The organism is Pelagibius sp. Alg239-R121, assembly GCF_947331435.1.
Taxonomy (GTDB): domain Bacteria; phylum Pseudomonadota; class Alphaproteobacteria; order Kiloniellales; family Kiloniellaceae; genus Denitrobaculum.
Window position 1 is genome coordinate 29,872 of record NZ_CAMZOF010000003.1, and the last position, 21,576, is coordinate 51,447.

18 protein-coding genes are annotated in these 21,576 nt (G+C 58.1%); 9 read left to right on the plus strand and 9 right to left on the minus strand.

Features of this window, described 5'->3' with window-relative positions; genetic code table 11:
- Nucleotides 1–45: 45 nt before the first annotated feature.
- The 3 genes from QMZ18_RS10620 to bcp form a co-directional block, all read right to left on the minus strand.
- Nucleotides 46–1,002 carry a DMT family transporter gene (locus QMZ18_RS10620; RefSeq protein WP_282606272.1) on the minus strand — a complete coding sequence of 319 codons (957 nt, stop codon included), beginning with the start codon at nt 1,000–1,002 and terminating at the stop codon, nt 46–48.
- A gap of 98 nt (nt 1,003–1,100) precedes the next feature.
- The gene (locus QMZ18_RS10625; RefSeq protein WP_282606273.1) at nt 1,101–1,934 is read right to left on the minus strand and encodes a ferritin-like domain-containing protein; all 834 of its coding nucleotides are present in this window, start codon (nt 1,932–1,934) and stop codon (nt 1,101–1,103) included.
- A 15-nt stretch (nt 1,935–1,949) separates the two neighbouring features.
- Nucleotides 1,950–2,411 carry a thioredoxin-dependent thiol peroxidase gene (gene bcp, locus QMZ18_RS10630; RefSeq protein ID WP_282606274.1) on the minus strand — a complete coding sequence of 154 codons (462 nt, stop codon included), beginning with the start codon at nt 2,409–2,411 and terminating at the stop codon, nt 1,950–1,952.
- 256 nt (nt 2,412–2,667) lie between these two features.
- Here bcp and QMZ18_RS10635 point away from each other — a divergent pair, with 256 nt between their 5' ends.
- Complete coding sequence (locus tag QMZ18_RS10635) at nt 2,668–3,327, plus strand: TIGR02466 family protein (RefSeq protein WP_282606275.1); 660 nt, start codon at nt 2,668–2,670, stop codon at nt 3,325–3,327.
- On the opposite strand, the gene QMZ18_RS10640 is transcribed toward QMZ18_RS10635, so the two are convergent.
- Nucleotides 3,324–4,157, minus strand: a complete 834-nt coding sequence (locus QMZ18_RS10640; RefSeq protein WP_282606276.1) for a class I SAM-dependent methyltransferase — start codon at nt 4,155–4,157, stop codon at nt 3,324–3,326. The genes QMZ18_RS10635 and QMZ18_RS10640 overlap by 4 nt on opposite strands.
- Nucleotides 4,158–4,383: 226 nt before the next feature.
- On the opposite strand from QMZ18_RS10640, the gene QMZ18_RS10645 reads away from it, so the two are divergent.
- Entirely contained in the window at nt 4,384–5,031 is a 648-nt protein-coding gene (locus QMZ18_RS10645; protein WP_282606277.1) for a TIGR02466 family protein, read from the plus strand.
- Between the two features lie 27 nt (nt 5,032–5,058).
- Here the strand turns inward: QMZ18_RS10645 and QMZ18_RS10650 are convergent, their stop codons facing one another.
- Nucleotides 5,059–8,019 carry a bifunctional [glutamine synthetase] adenylyltransferase/[glutamine synthetase]-adenylyl-L-tyrosine phosphorylase gene (locus QMZ18_RS10650; protein WP_282606278.1) on the minus strand — a complete coding sequence of 987 codons (2,961 nt, stop codon included), beginning with the start codon at nt 8,017–8,019 and terminating at the stop codon, nt 5,059–5,061.
- A 91-nt stretch (nt 8,020–8,110) separates the two neighbouring features.
- On the opposite strand from QMZ18_RS10650, the gene QMZ18_RS10655 reads away from it, so the two are divergent.
- The gene (locus QMZ18_RS10655) at nt 8,111–11,434 is read left to right on the plus strand and encodes an AsmA-like C-terminal domain-containing protein (protein ID WP_282606279.1); all 3,324 of its coding nucleotides are present in this window, start codon (nt 8,111–8,113) and stop codon (nt 11,432–11,434) included.
- Between the two features lie 368 nt (nt 11,435–11,802).
- Nucleotides 11,803–13,314 (plus strand): ATP-binding cassette domain-containing protein, encoded by a 1,512-nt coding sequence (locus QMZ18_RS10660; RefSeq protein ID WP_282606280.1) that lies wholly within the window; start codon nt 11,803–11,805, stop codon nt 13,312–13,314.
- Between the two features lie 52 nt (nt 13,315–13,366).
- Here QMZ18_RS10660 and QMZ18_RS10665 read toward each other — a convergent pair whose 3' ends face one another.
- Nucleotides 13,367–13,936, minus strand: a complete 570-nt coding sequence (locus tag QMZ18_RS10665; RefSeq protein ID WP_282606281.1) for a hypothetical protein — start codon at nt 13,934–13,936, stop codon at nt 13,367–13,369.
- Between the two features lie 22 nt (nt 13,937–13,958).
- Nucleotides 13,959–14,660, minus strand: a complete 702-nt coding sequence (locus QMZ18_RS10670; RefSeq protein ID WP_282606282.1) for a glutathione S-transferase family protein — start codon at nt 14,658–14,660, stop codon at nt 13,959–13,961.
- A gap of 100 nt (nt 14,661–14,760) precedes the next feature.
- Here QMZ18_RS10670 and QMZ18_RS10675 point away from each other — a divergent pair, with 100 nt between their 5' ends.
- The gene (locus QMZ18_RS10675) at nt 14,761–15,090 is read left to right on the plus strand and encodes a helix-turn-helix transcriptional regulator (protein WP_282606283.1); all 330 of its coding nucleotides are present in this window, start codon (nt 14,761–14,763) and stop codon (nt 15,088–15,090) included.
- Nucleotides 15,091–15,396: 306 nt separating this feature from the next.
- On the opposite strand, the gene tyrS is transcribed toward QMZ18_RS10675, so the two are convergent.
- Nucleotides 15,397–16,662, minus strand: a complete 1,266-nt coding sequence (gene tyrS / locus QMZ18_RS10680; RefSeq protein ID WP_282606284.1) for a tyrosine--tRNA ligase — start codon at nt 16,660–16,662, stop codon at nt 15,397–15,399.
- 156 nt (nt 16,663–16,818) lie between these two features.
- Between tyrS and QMZ18_RS10685 the strand changes: the two genes are divergently transcribed.
- Nucleotides 16,819–17,922, plus strand: a complete 1,104-nt coding sequence (locus QMZ18_RS10685; RefSeq protein ID WP_282606285.1) for an anhydro-N-acetylmuramic acid kinase — start codon at nt 16,819–16,821, stop codon at nt 17,920–17,922.
- A gap of 29 nt (nt 17,923–17,951) precedes the next feature.
- Here the strand turns inward: QMZ18_RS10685 and QMZ18_RS10690 are convergent, their stop codons facing one another.
- On the minus strand, nt 17,952–18,617 hold the full coding sequence (locus QMZ18_RS10690; protein WP_282606286.1) for an alpha/beta hydrolase: 666 nt from the start codon (nt 18,615–18,617) through the stop codon (nt 17,952–17,954).
- A 236-nt stretch (nt 18,618–18,853) separates the two neighbouring features.
- On the opposite strand from QMZ18_RS10690, the gene epsC reads away from it, so the two are divergent.
- The 3 genes from epsC (at nt 18,854) to QMZ18_RS10705 (ending at nt 21,576) form a co-directional block, all read left to right on the plus strand.
- Nucleotides 18,854–19,660, plus strand: coding sequence for a serine O-acetyltransferase EpsC (gene epsC / locus QMZ18_RS10695; RefSeq protein ID WP_282606287.1), 807 nt, complete (start codon nt 18,854–18,856; stop codon nt 19,658–19,660).
- A 139-nt stretch (nt 19,661–19,799) separates the two neighbouring features.
- Nucleotides 19,800–20,384 carry an Rrf2 family transcriptional regulator gene (locus tag QMZ18_RS10700; protein ID WP_282606288.1) on the plus strand — a complete coding sequence of 195 codons (585 nt, stop codon included), beginning with the start codon at nt 19,800–19,802 and terminating at the stop codon, nt 20,382–20,384.
- A gap of 52 nt (nt 20,385–20,436) precedes the next feature.
- A complete protein-coding gene (locus tag QMZ18_RS10705) occupies nt 20,437–21,576 on the plus strand; it encodes a cysteine desulfurase family protein (protein WP_282606289.1) in 1,140 nt (379 codons plus the stop codon).

Consider the following 21,576-nt stretch of genomic DNA (forward strand, 5'->3'; position numbering starts at 1 on the left):
GCGATTTGAACAGACGATCCTGGGCGCTTTCGTTGACGCGGGCGCTCAGGACCGGGCTTTACGGGTTGCCAGATAGATTCCGGGCAGCACCATGGCGGCGCCGATCAGGTGATAGAATTCAAGCGTCTCGTCGAGCAGGAAAAAGGCCAGAACCCCGTTATAGAGCGGGATCAGATACATCAGCAGAGACGTCGGTCCTGCGCCCAGGGTCCGCTGTATCTTAGCGTAGGAGAGATACGCTCCGCAGGACGGCACCAGCGCGAGGAACAGAATGGTGGCGAGAGTGGAGAGATTCCACGTCGTGAGATCGCCCGCCGCCATTTCCCCAAGGTAAAAGGGAATCATGATAATCAAGCCGCCCGCCGTTATCGCGGCGAACCGGGCAATCATCGGAAGACCGCTGTCCCGGTGCCTTAAGAGCAGCGAATAAACTGCCCAGGCCGTTGCGGCAGTCGCAATCCAGAGATCACCCACAACGAATCGCAGCTCAAGCAGGATATTCGGGTCGCCTTTACAGACAATTGCCAAGACGCCGATCAGGCAGACGACCACCCCGAGCGCCTGCAGGCCGGAGAGAGCTTCGCCGTAAAACAACCGCGCAAAGAGGACGATCAGGATTGGAGAGGCCGCGTAGATCAGGCCTATGTTCGTAGCTGTCGTGCTGTCTGCACCGATATAGACAAAGGCGCCGCAAACGCCCATGCCAAGTCCACCAAGGATTAACAGGTCCAGCCATTCACGCCGCAATGCCGCGCGATGCCGCCAGAGCACGGCAAAGGTAATCGGCGAAAGCAGAACAAATGTGACTGCCCAGCGCCAGAACGCGAGGGCGACCGGTGGGATCAGGTCGTGTGTGGCCCGGGCCACCAGCATATTGCTGCAGAAAAATGCCGGCGCAAGCGCCAGCAGGACGAATGCAATTTGCCGTTCGGTCAATCCTAAAAACCGGGTTGCGGGCTGCACGGCTGCGTCATGCGTCTTGAGGGGCAGGCTTTCTGTCATCGCTTCGATATATCGGATGCCTCTGCGAGCGGCAAATTCTACCCCCGATGCTGAAATTGCATGGCTTGAGGTTGCTGGCGCGAATCTAGTGTGGTGGACTAGGGCCTGTTCAGCGACTCTGGGTTACGATCCAGCTCAAGAGCGAGATAGAAATCGGCCGGAATGCCGGCGGCACTGCGGGCCGGCTCGTTGAAAGGCGGCTTCAGAGCACCGCGAAAATGGCGCTGGACCAGTTCGCGCCACGCCTTCTGAGGCACTCGCTGCTGACGCTTGCACAAATAGTCGAACCAATGCTTGCCGCAGGCTACGTGGCCGATTTCTTCGTCATAGATGATCTGCAGGATTGCAGCACTTTGTGCGTCGCCGACGGCGCTCAGTTTCGCGATCATGCCTGGCGTGACGTCCAGGCCTCGCGCTTCCAAGACCATGGGCACGATCGCGAGCCGCGCCAAAAGATCGTGTGCCGTCTCTTCGGCCGCCTGCCAGAGTCCGTCATGGGCTGGCAGGTCCCCGTAGGCTGCTTCCAGCTCCGACAGGCGCTGTGCCAGTAGATCGAAATGTTTGGCTTCCTCGTCACCGACCTTAACCCAGCCATCATAAAAGGCTTTGGGCAGGTCCTCGCCGGTAAAACGCGCAATGATGTCCCAGGCCAGGTCGATTGCGTTCAGTTCGATGTGTGCCAAGGCGTGCAGAAGGGCAACCCTGCCTTTGGTGCCCTGATTGATCTTACGTTTCGGCACATCGCGGGGCGCCATCAGGGGTGGTCTTTCCGGCCGCTGGGGCCTGGATGGAGGGAGTGCGTTTCCGATACCGCTGAGCTCGCCGCTGCGCCAGAGCGCCGCCGTAGCGCGGGATAATCTCACCTTTTCTATCGGATCGGCCGCCGAGAGAACGGCGACCGCTGCCGCACTCAGGCTGGTTGGTTCGGTCATGAAACCCAACCGACCCTATAGGGCCTGGGTTGCGGCGAGAACTTCGTCGACGTGGCCCTTGACCTTTACTTTCCGCCAGATATTCCGAATGACGCCCTTTTCATCGATCAGGAAGGTCGCGCGTTCGATCCCCATATATTTTCTGCCGTACATGGATTTTTCCACCCAGGTGCCGTAGGCCTCGCAAACGCTGCCGTCCTCGTCGGACCCTAGTGCAAAGTTGAGTTCGTGCTTGGCCTTGAACTTATCGTGTTTGGCGACGGTATCCTTGGAAACGCCGACGATCTCGGCATCGACGCTGGTAAAGTCCGGCAAGGAATCGCGAAAACCGCAGGCCTCCGTTGTACAGCCGGGCGTGTCGTCCTTCGGGTAGAAGTACAGCACAATCTTTTTGCCTTTCAGGCCCTTGAGGCTGACATCTCCGGCACCGTCCGTGCTCATCTTGAATTCCGGCGCCTTTTGTCCGACCTCGACCATCGCATTTCTCCCTGTTTTTCTGCTGGATGTTTAGGAAGCTACAAAAATTGTTTGCGAATGCGCTCGGGTCAATAGCCAGTTTCACAAATAGCTGCCTGGATTGAGAGATTAAGACGGCTTTGAGGGATAGGGACGCAAGGCTTGTCATTTTCATCGTTCAAGGAGAAACTTGCACGAGCTGCTGAATGTCAATTTTGGCAAACGATTTTTTTCAGCCCGATTTTTTTACGAAGTTATATTCGCTATTGGAAAGTACATGTTCGAAAAAGCGATTGCTCAACCTCTTTTCCCGACGCACATCTGGATTCACTGTCTGAAAGACCAAGAGGCGAAGCGGATCAATAAGTCTGCGGTGGGGTCCCTTTCACGTATGATGGGCTGCGCCTCGGCGGAACCAAGGGGCGGTAGCCGCCAATCGTCCCAGAATCTGCATTGTTTTCCCGAGTTTGCCGAGCTTGTAGGGATTTTTAATCACGCGTCCCGTGCCGTTCTCGATACCATGCGCGTGAAGTACGAAGCTTTCGAAATCACCGGCTGCTGGGCCAATATCGCAGGATCCGGCGCGTCACACGCCATGCATACCCACGCCAATAACTTCCTGAGTGGCGTTTATTACGTTCAGACACCACCCGGCACCGGCGCCATCTGCTTTCAGGATCCACGCGATCAGCGCGATATCATTCAGCCCAGGTTCGAAGAGACCAACCAGTTCAACATCGTGGTTCAGCAGGTGGCGGTCGAAGCGGGCACCCTGATCATCTTTCCGTCCTGGCTCAAACACTCCGTGCCGACGAACACGGGTCAGGATGAGCGAATCAGCATTAGCTTCAACGTAATGTTTTCCGATTACGCCAAAACGATCAGCCCGCCGCGCTGGAGCGGAATTCCGCTGCAGAGCGGATCATCCTCAACCTAGACCCATTTCATCAGAGCGTTGGGATGAGGCACGTAGTCGTTCGCTTCGATCTTGATCCAGGCCGTACTGTTCTGCGCGCGCTTTACCTTTTCGACGAGGTGGACAAGCGTAAAGCGGCGCTGGGACACCAGATCGGTCAGCTTTTGACGCATTTCCGGTGATTTCCCGACCAGGAACCGGCGCGGCACTTTGCTGTGGTTTAACTGGGTGATCAGGTTTTCCAGAAACAGATAGCTGGTGAGGCTGGTCGATGCCGAATCGATGAAGATCGAGGCAAACTCCGACATATGCGGAAGCAGGAAATAAAGGGCATCCAGAATGTCGCTGGGCTTGCGGTTGATGTCCAGAAACACCAGATCGATCGGCTGCTCCAGGAACGGATATCGCGCTGCCGTGAAACCCTCTTCGCTCTCCATATCGACACGGTCGTGCAGAAAGGTCATGTGGCGTTCAAGGGCAAGAATCGATGTCAGGCGGTTGACGAAGGTGGGATAATCCAAATCCGGGTCGTCGATCACACGGAAGCTTTCCGACGACATCAACGGGGCGATCGAGTGCCGGAACTGGTTTCTGTCGAGCCACTGGCTGCCGTCATCGATGGTCCAGACGTGGCCCTTGCCGACTTCCTTGACCGCCTGGGCCATCCAGAAAGCGGTCACGCCTAAGCCGGTACCGAGCTCGACCACGTTCAGTGGCTGCTCGCGTCGGATCAGGGAATAGAACAGCATTGAGATGTCTTCGCTGCCATAGACGAAGCCAATGCGGTTGCGCAGCTCGAGCAGTTGGACGAGGGACGGAATATCGCAGCTGCTGCTGTGTTCTTCTTGCATAATGCGCGGGTCTTCTCGAAGAGTGAATCCTATCGGCTGCAGCCTTTTCAATCGCGCCGCCGATCAGGGCGGACCGTGCCAGATCACTTCTGCGATGGCAACCGGATGCAGCAGATGACAAGGCGCGGGGCTTTGATCTAGGTTGGCCCCGGCAGAGTTTCGTCGTTTCGTCCGGCAAACTGATCTGTCCGATGTTGTAACCCTTTTCGAAAAAGACAGCGCCTCCATGTTTGAACAGGCTATCGCACAACCGATCTTTCCGACTCATGTCTGGCTGCACGCCCTGAAGGCCGAAGATGCCGCGCGTCTGAACCAGGAGATTCTGGCCGGCCTGGACAAGCGTATGAAACCCTTGCCGGCGATCGCGCCGGGCCAGTCCTGGCAGTCTTCTCAGGATTTGCATCACTTTCCCGAATTCGCGGAGCTGGTGAAGATCTTCACCCATGCCTCGAAGTCGGTTCTCGACACCATGGAGGTGGATTACGAGACCTTCGAGATCACCGGTTGCTGGGCGAACATCAATCCGCCGGGCGCGCCGCATCCGCCCCATACCCACGCCAACAACTATCTGAGCGGGGTTTACTATGTTCAGATGCCGGCCGGGGCGGGCACGATCTGCTATCACGATCCGCGTCAGCAGCGCGATGTTCTTGAGCCGAAGTTCAAGAAGCTGAACAAATTCAACAGCCTGTTTCAGAACGTCAAGGTCGACGCCGGCACCTTGATCATCTTCCCCTCCTGGCTGGGGCATTCAGTGCCGCCAAATCCGAGTCAGGGCGAGCGGATCAGCATTAGTTTCAATATTATGTTTAGCGACTACGCCCGGACGATCAGTCCGCCGCGCTGGAACGGGATCCAGTTGAAACGGGATTGATGGTGGCGAACGACGCGGTTAACCAAACTACGTCTCGAGCTTAGCGTAAGGACGGCCGATAATTTCCTGGTAGATCTCGTAGCAGGCATCGGTCTGCTCGATCATCGCCTTCTTCAATGACTGGAAATCCTCAAAGCCCGTTGCTCTGCACAGAGCGATTTTAAGATCGTCGGACGCGGTTTCCTCCTCGAATGAATCGCCGACCGTCAGCCGCAGGAGACCCTGAATCTCCCGAAGCAGCCGGTGGGTGGCGATCAGTTGCCCGGCATCCTTGGCAGACAGGATCCCGGCCTCGCTGCACTTGGCAAAGCTTGTCTGGCTGGAGGGTGATAGAATCTCCGGGAAATCGGCGGCGTGTCTGAGTTGCAGGTACTGCACGAGAAACTCGATATCCACTAATCCACCGCGGAAGTGCTTGCTGTCCCATGGCGATTTTGCCCTGCGTTCACGCTCGATTCGTTCACGCATCTCCGCAACGTCGCACAGAAGCTTCACCGGATCGCGCTTTTGGCAGAGAATCTTGCGAACTGCGGTCTCAAAACGTCCCTTAAGTGCGGAATCCCCAATAATCACCCGCGCCCGCGTCAATGCCATGTGCTCCCAGGTCCAGGCACTCGATTCCTGATACTTGACAAAACCGGACAGGGACGAGGCCACCGGGCCCGCATTGCCGGAGGGGCGCAGCCGCATATCGACCTCGTAGAGCCTTCCTTCGCCCGTCGGGGCGGTTAAGGCGTTGATCAGGCGCTGTGTAAAGCGGACAAAGTACACACCGGGATCAAGTGGGCGGGCGCCGTCGGATTCCGTGCCGTCGGGCGGGGGGTCGTAGAGGCACAGCAGATCCAGATCCGACGACACCGTCATTTCCTGCGCGCCGAGCCGTCCCATTGAAATAACCGCCATATCGGGCCCGTTCAGGCGACCGTGCCGGACCGCAAGTTCCTCGAGAACCGGGTGATAGAGGCCGCGAACGATGGCGTCCGCGACATTGCTTAAGGATTCGCCGGTTTCCTGTGCGTCGCCAGTATGGCGCAGAATATGGACGCCAATCTGGAAACGGTGGTCGTTGGCCCAGCGTCGCGAAAGGTCGAGAACATCCTCGAAGTCCCGTGCCCGTCCAAGGGTGGCCTTCAGATCCGCCTCAAGGACTTCGACATCCGGCGCAGGATCGAAGAAACCGGGCGTCAGAACTGCATCCAACAGGCCGCTATTCTGACTCAAGCGGTCGGCCAAAACCGGTGCGCCTCCCATGATTTCCGCGATCAGACCAAGGAGCGTAGGGTTTGCGCTGAGCATGGAAAAGAGTTGAACGCCTGCCGGTAACCCGCCAAGGAAGCTATCGAACTTGGTCAGTGCGAAGTCCGGCTGCGCCGTCTCGCCTAAGGCCCTTAGCAACGATGGCAGAAGTTCCCCAAGGATGCGTTGGGCGCGTGGCGACCGCGTGGCGCGGTAACGGCCATGCTGCCAACCGCGTATTAGGTGAAAGACCTTGGAGCCGTCACTGAAACCCATGTTTTCCAGGGTTTCGAGAACTGCCTCACTGGGCTCTCCCTCGGTAACGATCAGGCTGACGTCGGATTTCTGGGCCGTGTCGTCTTCAAACAGGCGCGCATAGTGTTCCTCGACGCAACGAAGCTGCTTGAGGAGATCATCCCGAAAGGCCTGGCTATCGTCATAGCCCATGAAGGCGCCGATCTCGGCTAGACCTTCCTCGTCCTTGGGCAGGTTATGAGTCTGCTGGTCGTCAACCATCTGCAGCCGATGCTCGACACGGCGCAGGAACCAGTAGGCGGTCGTGAGCTGCTCGGAGGCTTCCTGATCCAGATGTCCGGTCTCGACGAGGTCTTTTAAGGTTGCCACGGTTTTCGCGTTACGCAGGCGAACATCCCGACCACCCCAGATCATCTGTTGGGTCTGGGCAAAAAACTCTATTTCCCGGATACCACCGCGCCCAAGTTTCACGTTGTGGCCGAGCAGGGCGATGGCATCGCTGCCTTTATGGGCGTTGATCTGCCGCTTGATGCCGTGGATTTCCTGAATGGCCGCGAAATCGAGATGCTTGCGCCAGACGAAGGGGTGCAGCTCGCGCAGAAACATCTCGCCGAGGGCCAGATCACCCGCGCAGGGCCGGGCCTTGATCATCGCTGCCCGTTCCCAGTTTTTCCCCAGGCTTTCGTAGTAGGTCAGTGCGGCTTGCAGGGAGATCGCGAGCGGTGTGGCACTTGGGTCGGGCCGCAGGCGCAAATCCGTTCGAAAGACGTAGCCGTCCTTCGTGCGATCCTGCAACAGGCGAACAAGCTCTTGCGTGAGGCGCACGTAGCCTTCCTGAGGGCCGCGGTGATGGAGGTAGTCGACCTTATCCCGGTCGAACAGCACCACGAGGTCGATATCGGACGAATAGTTGAGCTCACCGGCCCCCAGCTTACCCATGGCCAGGACAACGTAACCGCAGTCCTTCTCAGGCTCGTCGGGATTTGGCAGCTGCAGCTCACCACGTTGATGGGCCGCACGCAGCAGGTGGCCGATCGCGGCTGAAAGAGACGCATCTGCAAAATCGGACAAGGCCTCGACGACTTCTTTATCGTTCCAGAAGCCACAGAGGTCGGCGAGGGCCGTGACCAACGCCATACGCCGCCGCGACACGCGCAAGCCCTCGGAAAGGCTGGCGAGTGTCGCCGTTGTGGAGAGATCGTTCTTGAGGCCGTCTAAAAGCTCGCTTAGAACCTTTGAAGGGCCGTGGGTTAAAACTGAGAAAAAGGTCCCAATATCTGAGGTTAGAGCATGTGTCAGGAAAGGGCTGTTTGCGAAAACCGCGTCGAGGAGGGGCTTTCCGGAATCCGAGGCTGGAAGCGCTTCCGCAAGGCTTTTGAGAGCAGGATCTTCCAGCCTTTCAACCTGTTCGGTCCAAAGATTCTGACCCAACGCCACTCGTTCGGCGTTGCGTGGTTTAGGCAGTTGGTTTTTTGAAATTTGATCTAAGTACTGCATTGTCTCTCAATTCCGGCTTTCCGGAAGACTGCGAGACCCTGCGCGGCGGGTCAAGCATGCGGCAGGGGTCATAGAGGAAGTTTCCGGAGAAATGCGAAGATTTGGCATCCTTGCCGTCGAATGCTGTATCGGATTGATCGCCGGTGCCGCGCTGCTGGTCGGCATCGTTTTCTGGCGTTTGACAGAAGGCCCTGTCGCTATCGACTTCCTGGTGCCCTACGTGGAAGAGGCATTGGGCGGCTTCGAAGAGGACGCCAGCGTCGAGGTTGCGGAAACGCTTTTGGCCTGGAACCCAAGCCAGAGAGCGGTCGAAGTTCGCGTGCGCCGGGCCGTGGCGCGGGATGCCGAAGGTGTCGTCGTCGCGAGTTTTCCGGATGTTGGCGTTGAACTGAGTCTGCGTGCCCTGGCTCAGGGCACCTTTGCGCCGACCGAGGTCGAGGTCAAAGGTGCACGAATCTATCTGGTACGCGATGTTGACGGGCGTTTTTTCCTCGGCGGCGAAGCCATCTCCGATGAAACCGACATTGGGGTTGGGGCTGCCAAGCCTCAGGACGAAGACGACGTTTCGGGAAGTTCCGCAGCGCTCGAACGGGCGCTGAATGAGCTGATGTCGCAACCGGATCCCGATCATCCGCTGGCGTTTCTCCGCGAAGTCCGGATCGTCGGCGGTACGATACATCTGGATGACCGGCGTTCGGGCATGCTGTGGTATGCGCCTGACGCGAACGTCTCCCTTCGGCGTGATACTGCCGGTCTTGCCGGCGAGGTCGACCTGTCCCTGCAGACCGGATCAGAGCGTGCGACGCTGAATGGCGCATTTCTGTACGATAAATCCGTTGATACGCTCGACCTGGCTGCGACGCTCGGGAATCTCTCGCCTGCCGCGATTGCGCCTGCGGCATCGGAACTTCGGCCCTTGAGCGGGTTTTCTGCGTCACTGGGCGCCAGTGTGTCTGCATCGATGAGCTTGGGTGGCCGTGTCGACTTTCTGCGCTTTACACTGACTCTCGGGGCCGGCGACCTCGCAGTTGCCGGACTTCTGCCGGATCCCCTTCCGGTCAGGGGAATGGAGATCAAAGGCCGGTTTGACGGTCCAACACAGGAACTTGTTGTCGACAGCGGCAGCTTGCAACTGGGGTCGGAAGATGACGTTGGGCCCGAAATCAACTTTGCCGGAGACTTACAGGTCCGTGACGGCATCTTCGAGGCTTCGGGCAGTGTCGAAACCTCGAACGTCAAAGCGGACGATCTTGGCCGTTACTGGCCGCCGATCGCAAGTCCCAACGCCCGCGAGTGGGTTTTGGAAAATGTTCGCCGGGGGATCGCCGAATACGCGAAGGTGGAAGTTTCGGCCTCTGTGCCGGAAGACGACCTCGAAGCCGTTGTCGTCCATTCCGTCAAAGGCAGTATGAAGTACCGCGGCCTCGACATCCATTTCTTGCGGCCGATGCCGCCGATTTCTGGTGTTCATGGTACCGCCAGCTTCGATGCTTCCGGTATGCACTTTCAGCCTGCCGGAGGACGGCTCGGAGATCTGATCGTTCATCCCACTGACGTAAGGATCGAAGGATTCGACCGAGATGGCCCTGAAACGATGGCGATCCGCAGTCTCGTAACCGGACCGGTCCGGGACGCTCTCTTGTTGCTCAATCACGAGCGGCTGAAGCTGATCGACAATCTGGGGATTAATCCCGAGGACACCGGCGGGTCCGCTACCACGGAACTCAGCTTCGATTTTCCACTGATCGCCGCCCTGGATTTTGACGATATTGTTTTGTCTGCCAAAGCACAGGTTCAGGATGCGGCAGTCAAGCAGGTGTTGTTCGGGCAGGACGCGACCAGAGGACAGCTGGAACTGGATCTCACCCACGCACAGATGCAGTTGAAGGGGCCGGTCGAACTCGGTGGGGTTGCGGGAACGTTGGATTGGTTCGAACCTTTTGACTCTAAGCTGCCGACCGGCAGCGTTATCAAGGCCCTCGTTCCCTCAATTGACAATGCGGGACGTGAGCGGTTGGGATTTGATTTTCTCCCTTATCTGGATGGTCCCGTGTCGGCCTCTGTCATTTACACGGCGCGTAGGAATTTGCCAGACGAAGTTCAATTGGTTGCCAACCTCGAGGCTGCGAAAGTCGCGGTCGAGCCGCTTTTGTGGGCAAAAGACCCCGGTAAAACCGGTGAAATTCGGGCCGTCGTCGAACTGGTCGACGATCGGGCGACCCGTATCAAGAATGTCGAACTGACTGCGGGCGACCTTACTGCGACCGGCAATGTCTTGATGGATGATGCGGGCCGGGATATCTCGGAGATCTTTGCCGATAGCCTGCGTTTTGGCCGCACGGCGGTGACCGCTGTGCATCTGCGACGGCTTCCGGGAGAGGTCGCCGTTTCCATCGGTGGCGGAACTGTTGACGCGCAGCCTTACCTAGCCCGGGATCCCGCCAAGGCTTCAGCACAAGGTCAGTCAGGGCAAAATCAGGCTCCTCAGAACACGACGGAAGAGCCTCGCGATGCCTTTTCCATCACGACAAGGACATTGGATACGCTACTGTTCGGAGAAGATCAGTATCTGGAGGCGGTGACTTTTTCTCTGCAACAGTCGACGGCCGGATGGGAGCGGATCGCCCTCGACGGCGAGATTCCTGAGCGTTTCTGGACGCCCCGGGTCGCCGGGGAGGCGTCTGAAGACACGAAGACGGATACCAATACTGCGGAAGCCGCGCCCCAAGGCAATCCGGCGGACGATAAAAAACGGGTGAGTATAGATTTCCGCCCACTGATCGGAAGCAAGCACAGCCTGCGGGCCAAAACCAACGATATGGGGGCGGCGCTGCGGGTCATGAATATTCTCGATACCATCGAGGGCGGCGTTCTGGAAGTTCGAGGTGAAAGTGACGGGCCTTCACCGGCCTTTCCCATCAAAGCGAGCCTGCAGGCGCGCGACTACCGTGTCGTGAACGCGCCCGTTCTTGCCAAGGTGCTGACTTTTGGGTCGCTGACAGGTGTGCTGGATACTCTGTCCGGCGACGGGATCGAATTCGAGCGGCTGATTGGTGACTTCGTGCTCAACGATGGCGTTGCAAGCTCCGAGATGATCCGCGCCTACGGCGCCGCGATAGGCCTGACCGCTAAAGGACAGGTCGATGTGGACGCCAGGAGATTCGACATCAAGGGGACCGTTATTCCGGCCTATACGGTCAACCGGGTTCTCGGCAAAATTCCCTTGCTGGGGACGATCCTGACGGGTGGCGAAGGTGGCGGTGTTCTGGGCGTAACCTATGGTGTCGGCGGTCCCTTTGAAGAACCCGAGGTTTCGGTCAACCCCCTGTCGGCTTTGACTCCCGGTTTCCTGCGCGGGCTCTTTGAAGGAGAAGGCGAAGTGACGGCGCTCCCCGACGAGAGACATCAGCCCTAAAGCTTGGTTGTTATTCACTGAACTTTTGAAGAACAGTCCGGTTTTAAAGGCAGAACTCGCCATGTTTGGAGCTTGAGCCTGCGTTATGAAGCCGTTGTATCAGAGTGGTTCTTCAAGGCTCTGAAGGGCTCTTCAGATTGCGCCCAAGAAATCCTGCCAAGTTGACCTTTCTCATCAGGCGCATTAAGAATTGTGTGTCTAACCGAACCAAGGGAGGGTCGGATGAATATCGAACGATACAGAACACGCGGCCCTGTCTCCGCCCTGCAAATTCGTTTGTAGGGCTGATCGAAGGACATTCACGTCACGACGATCTGCCCCGATGGCAGCCTGTTTGGCTGAGCATTTTGGATCGAAAGACGTGACACATGACCTTGATCAACCTGCGCAATCTCGGCGTAACCCTTGCGACCCCGCTGTTCTCCAATCTCAACCTGACGATCGGCAAAGGCGACAGGATCGGCCTTGTGGCTGCCAATGGCCGTGGAAAGTCCACCTTGCTTCGTGTCGTCTCTGGAGAGGCCGATACGACCCAAGGTGAAATCACAACTGTCCGTGGACTGCGGATCGGACTTGTGTCTCAGGACGTGCCCGAAGCACTGCTGGCTATGTCCATGTACGACTCCGTACTTTCCGCCCTCGCTAGCGATCAGGTTGAGCATGAAAGCTGGCGCGTTGATGTCGCGCTTGATCAGTTAAAGATCCCGCCTGAACCGCGGCAGACAGCGCTCGGGGCATTATCCGGCGGTTGGCAACGCATTGCATTGCTGGCGCGGGTTTGGGTGACTGAACCCGATGTCCTCTTGATGGATGAGCCGACCAACCATCTGGACCTAAACCGCATCGGCATTCTGCAACACTGGCTGAGCACTGTTGCGCGCGGTACGCCCTTTCTTGTGGCGAGTCACGATCGCTCATTTCTTGATGCGGTGACGAACCGGACTTTCTTCCTGCGGGCCGAGCAGTCGCATTCGTTTGCTTTGGCCTACAGCAAGGCTCGGGACGCTTTAGACGAAATGGATGTTGCAGCTGCACGCCAGTTTGAGAACGAGATCGCCAAAGCCAACCAACTGCGGCGGCAGGCGGCAAAACTCAAGAATATTGGCTTTAACTCAGGTTCGGATCTACTGCTGAACAAAACCAAGCAGTTGAAGGTCCGGGCGGAGAAGATCGAAGAGTCCGCGCGTCCGGCATTTAGCGAGCGCTCCGCCGGAAAAATCCGCCTGGCCAACTCGGGGACGCACGCCAAAGCGCTTGTCGCAATCGAGGAATCGGAGATCACGATCCCCGATGGGCAGTCCTTGTTCCGCGTCGGGCCACTCTGGATCAACCGGGGCGACCGCGTCGTTGTGCTTGGGTCAAATGGCAGCGGCAAAACTCTGCTTTTGACCCGTGTGATCAACGCCTTGCAAAGAGATCAATCAGGTATCCGTGTCGCACCATCGGTCGTGCCCGGCGTTTCGGATCAGACTCTGTCACAGCTAGACAGGTTTTCTTCGCCCATGGACGCGGTTACCGGCAGCTCCGAGGTTGGTGACCGCAGTGCGCGAGCGCTGCTGGCCGGTGCAGGTGCCGGCATTGATGTTCAAGAGCGTTCGATCTCGACCCTTTCAGGAGGACAAAGGAGCCGTCTCGCGATGCTGTTGTTGCGATTGGCAAAACCAAATTTCTATATTTTGGATGAACCGACGAACCATCTTGATATCGAAGGCCAAGAAGCACTCGAGTATGAGATACTGGAGCACAACGCGACCGCATTACTGGTAAGTCATGATCGAACATTCGTACGGACGGTTGGTACAAGGTTCTGGCAGATCGACCGTAACCGGTTGATCGAAGTGGAAGGGCCGGAAGAATTTTTCTCGAAGCAGCTGGAATAAGGGGCTCCAACTCAAAACGGGCATTGGCTGTCGTGAGAGAGGCGGGCTGCTCTCAACTCTCGTTGTGAAATACGTCGATCCGCTCTCGGGTGCCTTCAGTAACGTCGTAGACGTGGAAGGAGTTCATGGCACGGCCGTACAGATGCAGGCTGACGGTCTGCTCGCGGTCTTCCGGTACGCCGGTTTTGTGGATGTGGTCGGGGTTGGGAACGAAGGTGGTGACCGTGCCCTCACCCAGGAGAATCGGCCCTCCACGGCGCAGGTCGATTCCGGTGTCGCGGGTTTGATCGGGATCGACACGGATCAGGTTGCGTTCCTCCAGCACTCCCTGAACGACGCCGACGACTCCCCATGTGCCGTGATCATGGATCGGGGTCCACTGGCCCGGCAACCAGACCAGGGAATAAAGCGAGAACCCGCCGTCAGCATCGACGTGAATGGCGTTACGCGCATAGCAGTCCGGTTTGCTCTGAAAATGCTCGGGCTTCAGGAAGTCCCTCGATCCGTTGATTAGACGGTGCAGAAGCGGCGCCACCGCTTCAACACAGTCGGCGGGCTCTCCTGCTTGCGCGATTACCGTTTGGGTCTCCGCCAGAAACTCATTTAACCCATAGCCGCTCATGTGGTCAGACTCCCGCTCGGGTTTAGCAGCAGCTGTCCGTTGCACAGGCTTCACTGAAGGAACCGTCTACGACGCGACAGCCGCGGCCGAGGTAGGTTTCATCTGACAGGTAAAATGCGGAGAAAGCTTCCACAAAATCAGCCGAAACGGATTTTTCTGCGAGCCCGGTCTTCAGGAGTTCTTGTCGCCACTTCTTCATTTTGGGACGGTCGCCGACGAAATCGTAGCACGAGTGTTTGTTCACAATATCCGTGCGATGCAGCAATGTCAGCCAGGCGATGTCTACCATGCCGATCTTATCTCCGCTGAAGAACGGCGTGTCGCCGAGCTGTTTTTCGATTCGGTCGAAAGCCTTTCCCAGCTTCGCACTCCGTTCCTTTAAAACGTCTTCGTCAGGACTGCGCTGTGCGCTGCATTGAACCAGATAATTCTTCGACGCCAGATAGCTCCACGCCCGGTTTGCTGCCTTCTCTTCAAGCGTGATGCCAGACTGAAGCGGGGGATAGGCTTCCTCGATGTATTCGACGATCGCATCGCTTTCAAAGAGCGTTTTGCCTTCATCCGTGATCAACACTGGAACCTGACCGTTTGGCGAGATATCGAGAAACCACTGCGGTTTGTCGCTCAGGCTGATGAACTCGAGCTCGTAGTCGATGCTTTTAGCTTCAAGCAACGCCGTGACGCGTTGGACAAAGGGGCAAATCTTAAAACTAACGACTTTCATGGGGGGAATCCTCGTTTCTCAATCCGTTGTCTCGGCTTGATCGGCAGCCTGTAGAGAGAGTATGATATCTATAATTCAACATTTCAAGAGATATTGAGATATGAAAGAAAAACAAGCCCTCGACATGCTCGGAGCGCTGTCGCAGGAAACCCGGATTAGGATTGTCAGGTATCTGGTCGGATGCGGGGAGCAAGGCGCTGCAGCCGGCGATGTGGGCAAGCAAGTCGGAGCGACTTCCTCGCGGGCCTCGTTTCATCTGTCGACACTGGAACAAGCAGGCGTGATCTCGTCTGAACGCCAGTCGCGCAAAATTATCTACCGGGCAAATTTCGATCGCCTCGGCGGCCTCATCTCTTTCCTGTTGGACGACTGCTGTGGCAGTCATCCGGATATTCGGGCCTGCTGTCTGGGGCAAAAAGCGTGCTGTTGAACGACGGGCTTCCCAACCGAAAGCTGATATTCATGCTGACGATCGTGTAGGCAGAAGAGGCGGGTTTTTAGCCCTTCGGGTATCTGGCTTGACCTTGACGAACTTCCGAACCTGGCGCGAGCGGGCCGTACATCCTTTCAGGGCGAAGGTTCACCCGTTGGGTCCAACACTCAAACCGGACGCCAGTATTTAAAGAAATAATAAGCCCCGACCCGCTCTCTCTCATGTGGCTAGGGAGTATTCGCCGGGACGACGGATCTAATCTAGACGATTACGCTCTAAGACATTGAAAGCGGTTTGACAGGATCAGACCGCTTTCACCAGAGCATGCCGTTTCTTGCCAGCTGAGAGCTTCACGACGCCCTCGGCGTTGAGATCGCTCAAGCCGATGGTGTGATTTTCGCTCGGTATGGCGACATCGTTGATTCGCCCGCCGCCGCCCTTAATCAGCCGGCGTGCCTCGCCGTTGCTGGCGGCCAGTCCGACCTGACGCAGGAGTTCGTAGGCAGGGATGCCGGCATCGAGCAGGCTGCGTTGAATCTCGGTGGTCGGCAGGTCCGAGGCGAGCACGCCTTCCTCGAAGGTCTTTCGGGCAGTTTCCATGGCCTTTTCAGCCTGATCGCGACCACGGCAAAGCGCCGTTGCTTCGGCGGCCAGCACTTTCTTGGCGTCGTTGATCTCCGAACCGTCTAACTTTTCAAGCCGGGCGATCTCATCTTCCGGCAGTTCGGTGAAAAGCCGTAGGAAGCGGCCGACGTCGGCATCCTCGGTGTTGCGCCAGAACTGCCAGTAATCGTATGCGGACAGGCGCTCTTCGTTCAGCCACACCGCTCCGTCTGCCGTCTTGCCCATCTTGGTGCCAGACGAGGTTGTCAACAGCGGCGTCGTGAGGCCGTAGACCGTGGACTGATTGATCCGGCGCGTCAGATCGACGCCGTTTACGATGTTGCCCCACTGGTCGGAGCCACCCATCTGAAGCATGCAATCGAACCGCTGGTTCAACTCCAGGAAGTCGTAAGCCTGGAGAACCATGTAGTTGAACTCCAGAAACGACAAAGGCTGCTCCCGGTCCAGGCGGAGCTTGACGGAATCAAAGCCGAGCATGCGGTTGACGGAGAAGTGCCGTCCGAAATCACGCAGAAAGTCGATGTAGTTCAGCTTTTCGAGCCAATCTGCGTTGTTCACCATGACCGCGTCGCTCGGACCGTCCCCAAAGGTCAGGAATTGTGCGAAGATCCGCTGGATTCCCGCTACGTTCTTCGCGATGTCTTCCGTTGTGAGCAAGCGGCGCTGGTCGTCCTTACCGCTTGGATCGCCGACCTTCGACGTGCCGCCGCCCATCAGGACAATTGGTTTATGGCCCGCGCGTTGAAGAGCGCGCAGCATCATGATCTGAACCAGACTCCCGACATGCAGTGAGTCTGCGGTCAGGTCGAACCCGATATAGGCCGCAATCGGGCTTTTTGCGCTAAGGGCATCGAGGCCCTCGGTATCCGTGCACTGGTGAATGAACCCGCGGCGGGTCATCTCCTGCAAAAAGTCTGATTTCAAGTTCGAATTCAAGGATGTCATGGTCCGTTGCATTTAAGTTTTTTGTTGGCGGGCGGTGGCATAAAGGCTTCTGAAACCTGTGTGCTTCATACCTGAAGCCTGATGTCTTGCCCTGGGCGGGCCGATTTAACACAATCGCTGCAAGTTCTCAAATAGACCTGTTGCAAGAAGGGTTTCATGCAGGATTTTTCCAAGTTCTGGACCATCGGATTGATGAGCGGTACGTCTCTGGACGGAATCGATGCGGCGCTGCTGAAGAGCGACGGCCACAAGGTTCTTGCTTTTGGACCGCGCCTGACGCTGGACTACGACGATACGTTCCGTGAATCGCTGCGTGCACTCCTCGGAGGCCAAAGCCCTGTCGAAGCCGTGGAGCGCGAACTGACCCTGCGTCATGCGGCGGCGGTCCGGCAGTTGATCAAACAGGCCGGAATCGAGGCGAGCGAGGTCGCGTTGCTGGGGTTTCACGGCCATACTATTTTCCATGCGCCGGATCAGGGGCGGACCTGGCAAATTGGTGATGCCGGACTCCTGGCCCGTGAAACCGGGATCGATGTGATTGCCGATTTCCGCAGCCGGGATGTATCTTTGGGCGGGCAGGGTGCGCCTTTTGCACCGCTCTTCCATGCCGCCCTGGCCCGCGATCTCGAAAAGCCGCTGGCCGTCCTCAATATCGGCGGTGTGGCGAATGTGACCTGGATTGGTGCGGCTGGGGCACAGGGTGTCGAGATGACTGAAGAAAACCTGATTGCCTGCGATACCGGTCCGGGAAATGCCCTGATCAATGACTGGGTGGAACGCCACACCGGCCAATCGATGGATGAAGGCGGCAGGTTGGCGCAGACAGGCAAGGTGCGGGCTGAAACTCTGGCACAGATGCTGGATCATCCCTACTTCGCACTGCCTCTGCCGAAATCCCTGGACCGGGATGATTTTGATCCGGCGCCCGTAACGGGGCTGAGTCTGGAAGACGGCGCCGCGACCCTTACGGCTTTCACCGCCTCGGCCATCGCCCGCGTGGTACCGAAATTACCCGAAGCGCCGATGCGCTGGCTGGTGACCGGTGGCGGACGTCATAACCCCACACTGATGGCGATGCTGTCTCGGGAGCTTGCCGTGCCCGTTGAACCGGTCGAGGCAGTAGGCTGGGACGGTGATGCCCTCGAGGCACAGGCTTTCGCCTATCTGGCGGTCCGCTCGCGCCTGGATCTACCGCTCTCGCTTCCTGGAACGACCGGGATCAAACAAGCGGCAAGCGGCGGCATGTTCACCGCCGCCTGAAGGCTGTAGCCAATCCCCGACACAACGCGTCAGCGGGCGACGGCCGTTTGATCTCCGTCTTTGAGCGTTTTGTTCAGATAGTCGTCGAGGTGTGTATTCAACTCGTCCATCTGATCGCCGAAAAAGTGTCCGGCGCCGTTGAGGACGCGATAATCGATTGCGATGCCGCGCTGACTGGAAAGTTTGTCGACCAGCTTCGCCACCGAGGGTTCGGGCACGATATCGTCCTGATCGCCTTGTAAGATCAGACCTGACGATGGGCAGGGCGCCAAGAAGGTGAAGTCGTGCATGTTGGCCGGCGGTGCAATGGATACGAAGCCATTGATTTCAGGCCTGCGCATTAAGAGCTGCATGCCGATCCAGGCACCGAAAGAAAAACCGGCAATCCAGCAGGCCGACGCGTTCTCGTTGATCGTTTGCAGCCAGTCGAGCGCGGAGGCCGCGTCAGACAGCTCACCCTCGCCGCGGTCGAAAACACCCTGGGAACGGCCAACGCCGCGGAAATTGAAACGGAGGACCGAAAAGCCTTGCCGCGCAAATGCGTGGAATAAGGTGTAAACGACCTTGTTGTTCATTGTGCCGCCGTGCTGCGGATGCGGCTGCAGCATAAGAGCAATCGGCGCATTGGGGGACTTGTTGTGCTGATAGCGTCCCTCTAGTCGACCTTCGGGGCCGTTTATGATCACGTCTGGCATCTAGCCGATCTTCCTCATCATAATCTCTTCCACGCTTCGGCAGCGCGGTATAACCCAGTTGTGAGCTGGGTCAAGGTTTCATCCATTTCTGGGGTCAAAAGCGCTATACTTGACCTCTGTAGTCGGATTTACTATATCGCGAGAACAAGTCCTTATGCTGTCTGCCGACAGACAAACGGCTGGTTCGCGCCAATTGTCCGAATACAAGCGTGCATCATAGCACGAGGGATAGAGCCATGTTCAAGGGTCTAAGACGAGAGATCGAGTCCGCAATGGCTCGCGACCCGGCCGCGCGGTCCTGGTTGGAGGTCGTGTTGTGCTATCCAGGGTTTCAGGCCGTGCTGATCTACCGGCTGTCGAGCGCCCTCTGGCGGCACCGGCTTTACCTCCTGGGCCGCTTCGTTTCGCATATCGGCCGCTTTCTGACGGGCATCGAAATTCATCCTGGCGCCAGGATCGGCCAAAGGGTGTTTATCGACCATGGCATGGGTGTGGTGATCGGCGAGACCAGTGAAATCGGCGATGGTGTCACGCTCTATCATGGGGTGACGCTGGGCGGCGTTGCGCCGAGCGTCGATAGCGACAGTCAACGCGGCGCTAAGCGGCACCCGACGTTGGAAGCCGGGGTCATTGTGGGCTCCGGCGCGCAGATTCTCGGACCGGTTACCGTCGGCAAGGCTGCAAAAGTAGGGGCCAATGCGGTCGTGACGCGCAATGTTCCCGCCGGTGCGACCATCGTCGGTATTCCGGGGCGACGCGTTCCCACGAACACTGCCATTGCCGGAGACACCAAGGCGAAAATCCCTTCGGAGCCGCGCTTTGCAGCCTATGGAACGCCACTTGGCGATATTCCTGACCCGGTCGCCAAAACGATCGAGGGACTGATGAATGAGCTGCAGATGCTTCGGACCAGAGTAAAAGCCTTGGAGGCCGCACAGGCGGTGCCCGAGGCAGATGGTGACGCCGTACCCGATGCCACGGTCCGGGCCAAAGGGACACAGGACGACAAGAACCCGGGTGGCGATCATGCCGGCCGCCTCTAAAGCGGCTTCAGTGGAACGACAGATCGTCTTTGGCGATCCCGTCTAACCGGAATCTGTGATCGGGCGGCTAAGGACAGTGAGTCCGAATTCCGAACCGGCACTGGCACCGGCACGTAGATGATCGAAAGAGAGGAGCGCAGTGAAGCTTAATACCAAAGGGCGTTATGCCGTCATGGCGATGGTCGATCTGGCAGCAAACTGCAATGAAACCGGTGAGGGGCACAACGGTGTCTCAGCCTTGCGCTGCAGGCCCATCCCCTTGGCGGAGATCGCCGAACGGCAGGAGATCTCGCTCTCTTATCTCGAGCAGCTCTTTGCCAAGCTGAGGCGCGGCGCTCTGGTACAGTCCGTGCGCGGTCCGGGTGGCGGCTATCTGTTGGCCCGCGCGGCCGAAGACACACGGATCGCCGATATTATTCTAGCGGTCGACGAACCGATCAGGGCAACCCGCTGTATGCCTGGGCAGCCGGTGGGATGCCGCGGCAACAGCAGCCGCTGTCTGACTCACGACCTTTGGGAAGAGCTGGGCAACCAGATCTATCTCTATCTGAACTCGGTGAGCCTCGCCGACGTGGTTGCCCGGCGCGTTCTCGGGACCAGCGGTCTTTTCGCCACAGCCTGTTTTGGCGAACCGCCGCAGCCTGACCTTGCAGCAGAAGTGGAAACCGACACTTGTCAGACCTCGAATTTAGATGAGAATGATCCCGCGCATGCAGCTGAATGACCACAGAAGGCCTGTTTCAATGCATAGCCCCAGGGATTAACCGGAAGCCGAGATGCAGCAGCACTATATGGACTTCAACGCGACGGCGCCGATCCGCCCCGAGGTGATTGAAGCCGTGACCAAAGCGTTGTCTACGGTCGGCAACCCTTCCTCCGTGCACGGGTTCGGGCGCAGCGCGCGGCGGCTTGTCGAAGATGCCCGCCGTTCTGTTGCGGCACTCGTGGGCGGACGAAGCCAGGATGTGGTCTTTACCTCGGGCGGCACGGAAGCCAACAACATCGCCTTGAAGGGAAGTGGCCGGGAGCGTTTGCTCGTTGGTGCGGGTGAGCATGATTCGGTGCTGCAGGCAGCCCCGGACGCCATCCGCGTCCCCTTGAACGCCGATGGGACGCTGGACCTCGAAAGACTGGAACATCTGCTCGCCGCCAGTGCGGCGCCGGCGTTGCTGTCGGTCATGCTGGGTAATAATGAAACCGGTGTGATTCAGCCTGTTTCGGAGGCTGCGGCGATTGCACGTCGTCACGGTGTCATGGTCCATTGCGACGCGGTGCAGGCGGCTGGGAAAATGCCGCTGGATATCGCAGCTCTCGACGTGGATATGCTGACCCTTTCAGCGCACAAAATCGGTGGCCCGCAAGGGGTTGGAGCATTGGTTCTTGCTCCCGGCGTCGAATTGAAACCCCTGCTGCGGGGTGGAGGCCAGGAACGCCGCCGCCGCGCCGGCACCGAGAATGTCGCAGGCTGTGCAGGATTTGGGGTTGCGGCGGATCTGGCGGCGGCACAGCTGACCAAAGCCCAGTCACTCGCCAGTTGGCGGGATGAGATGGAACGGAAGATCTCCGTGGTTTCGCCAGCCAGTAAAATCTATGGGCAGGAAGCTCTCCGTCTGCCCAACACCACTTGCGTTACAATGCCCGATGTCGCCGCGGAGACCCAGGTGATGGCTCTCGATCTCGCCGGCATCGCGGTCAGCTCGGGGTCGGCCTGTTCTTCGGGCAAAGTCCAGCCTTCGCATGTTTTGAAGGCGATGGGGGCCAGTGATGAAGACGCGGCGAATGCCATCCGGATCAGTCTCGGTTGGTCCAGCGAAGCTGAGGACATAGAGGCTTTCGTGAAAGCCTGGACAGCATTGTTTCATCGTCACGCGGGGCGGGATACCTCTCCCGCTGCTCCCGCCAGTTCAGTTGCTTAG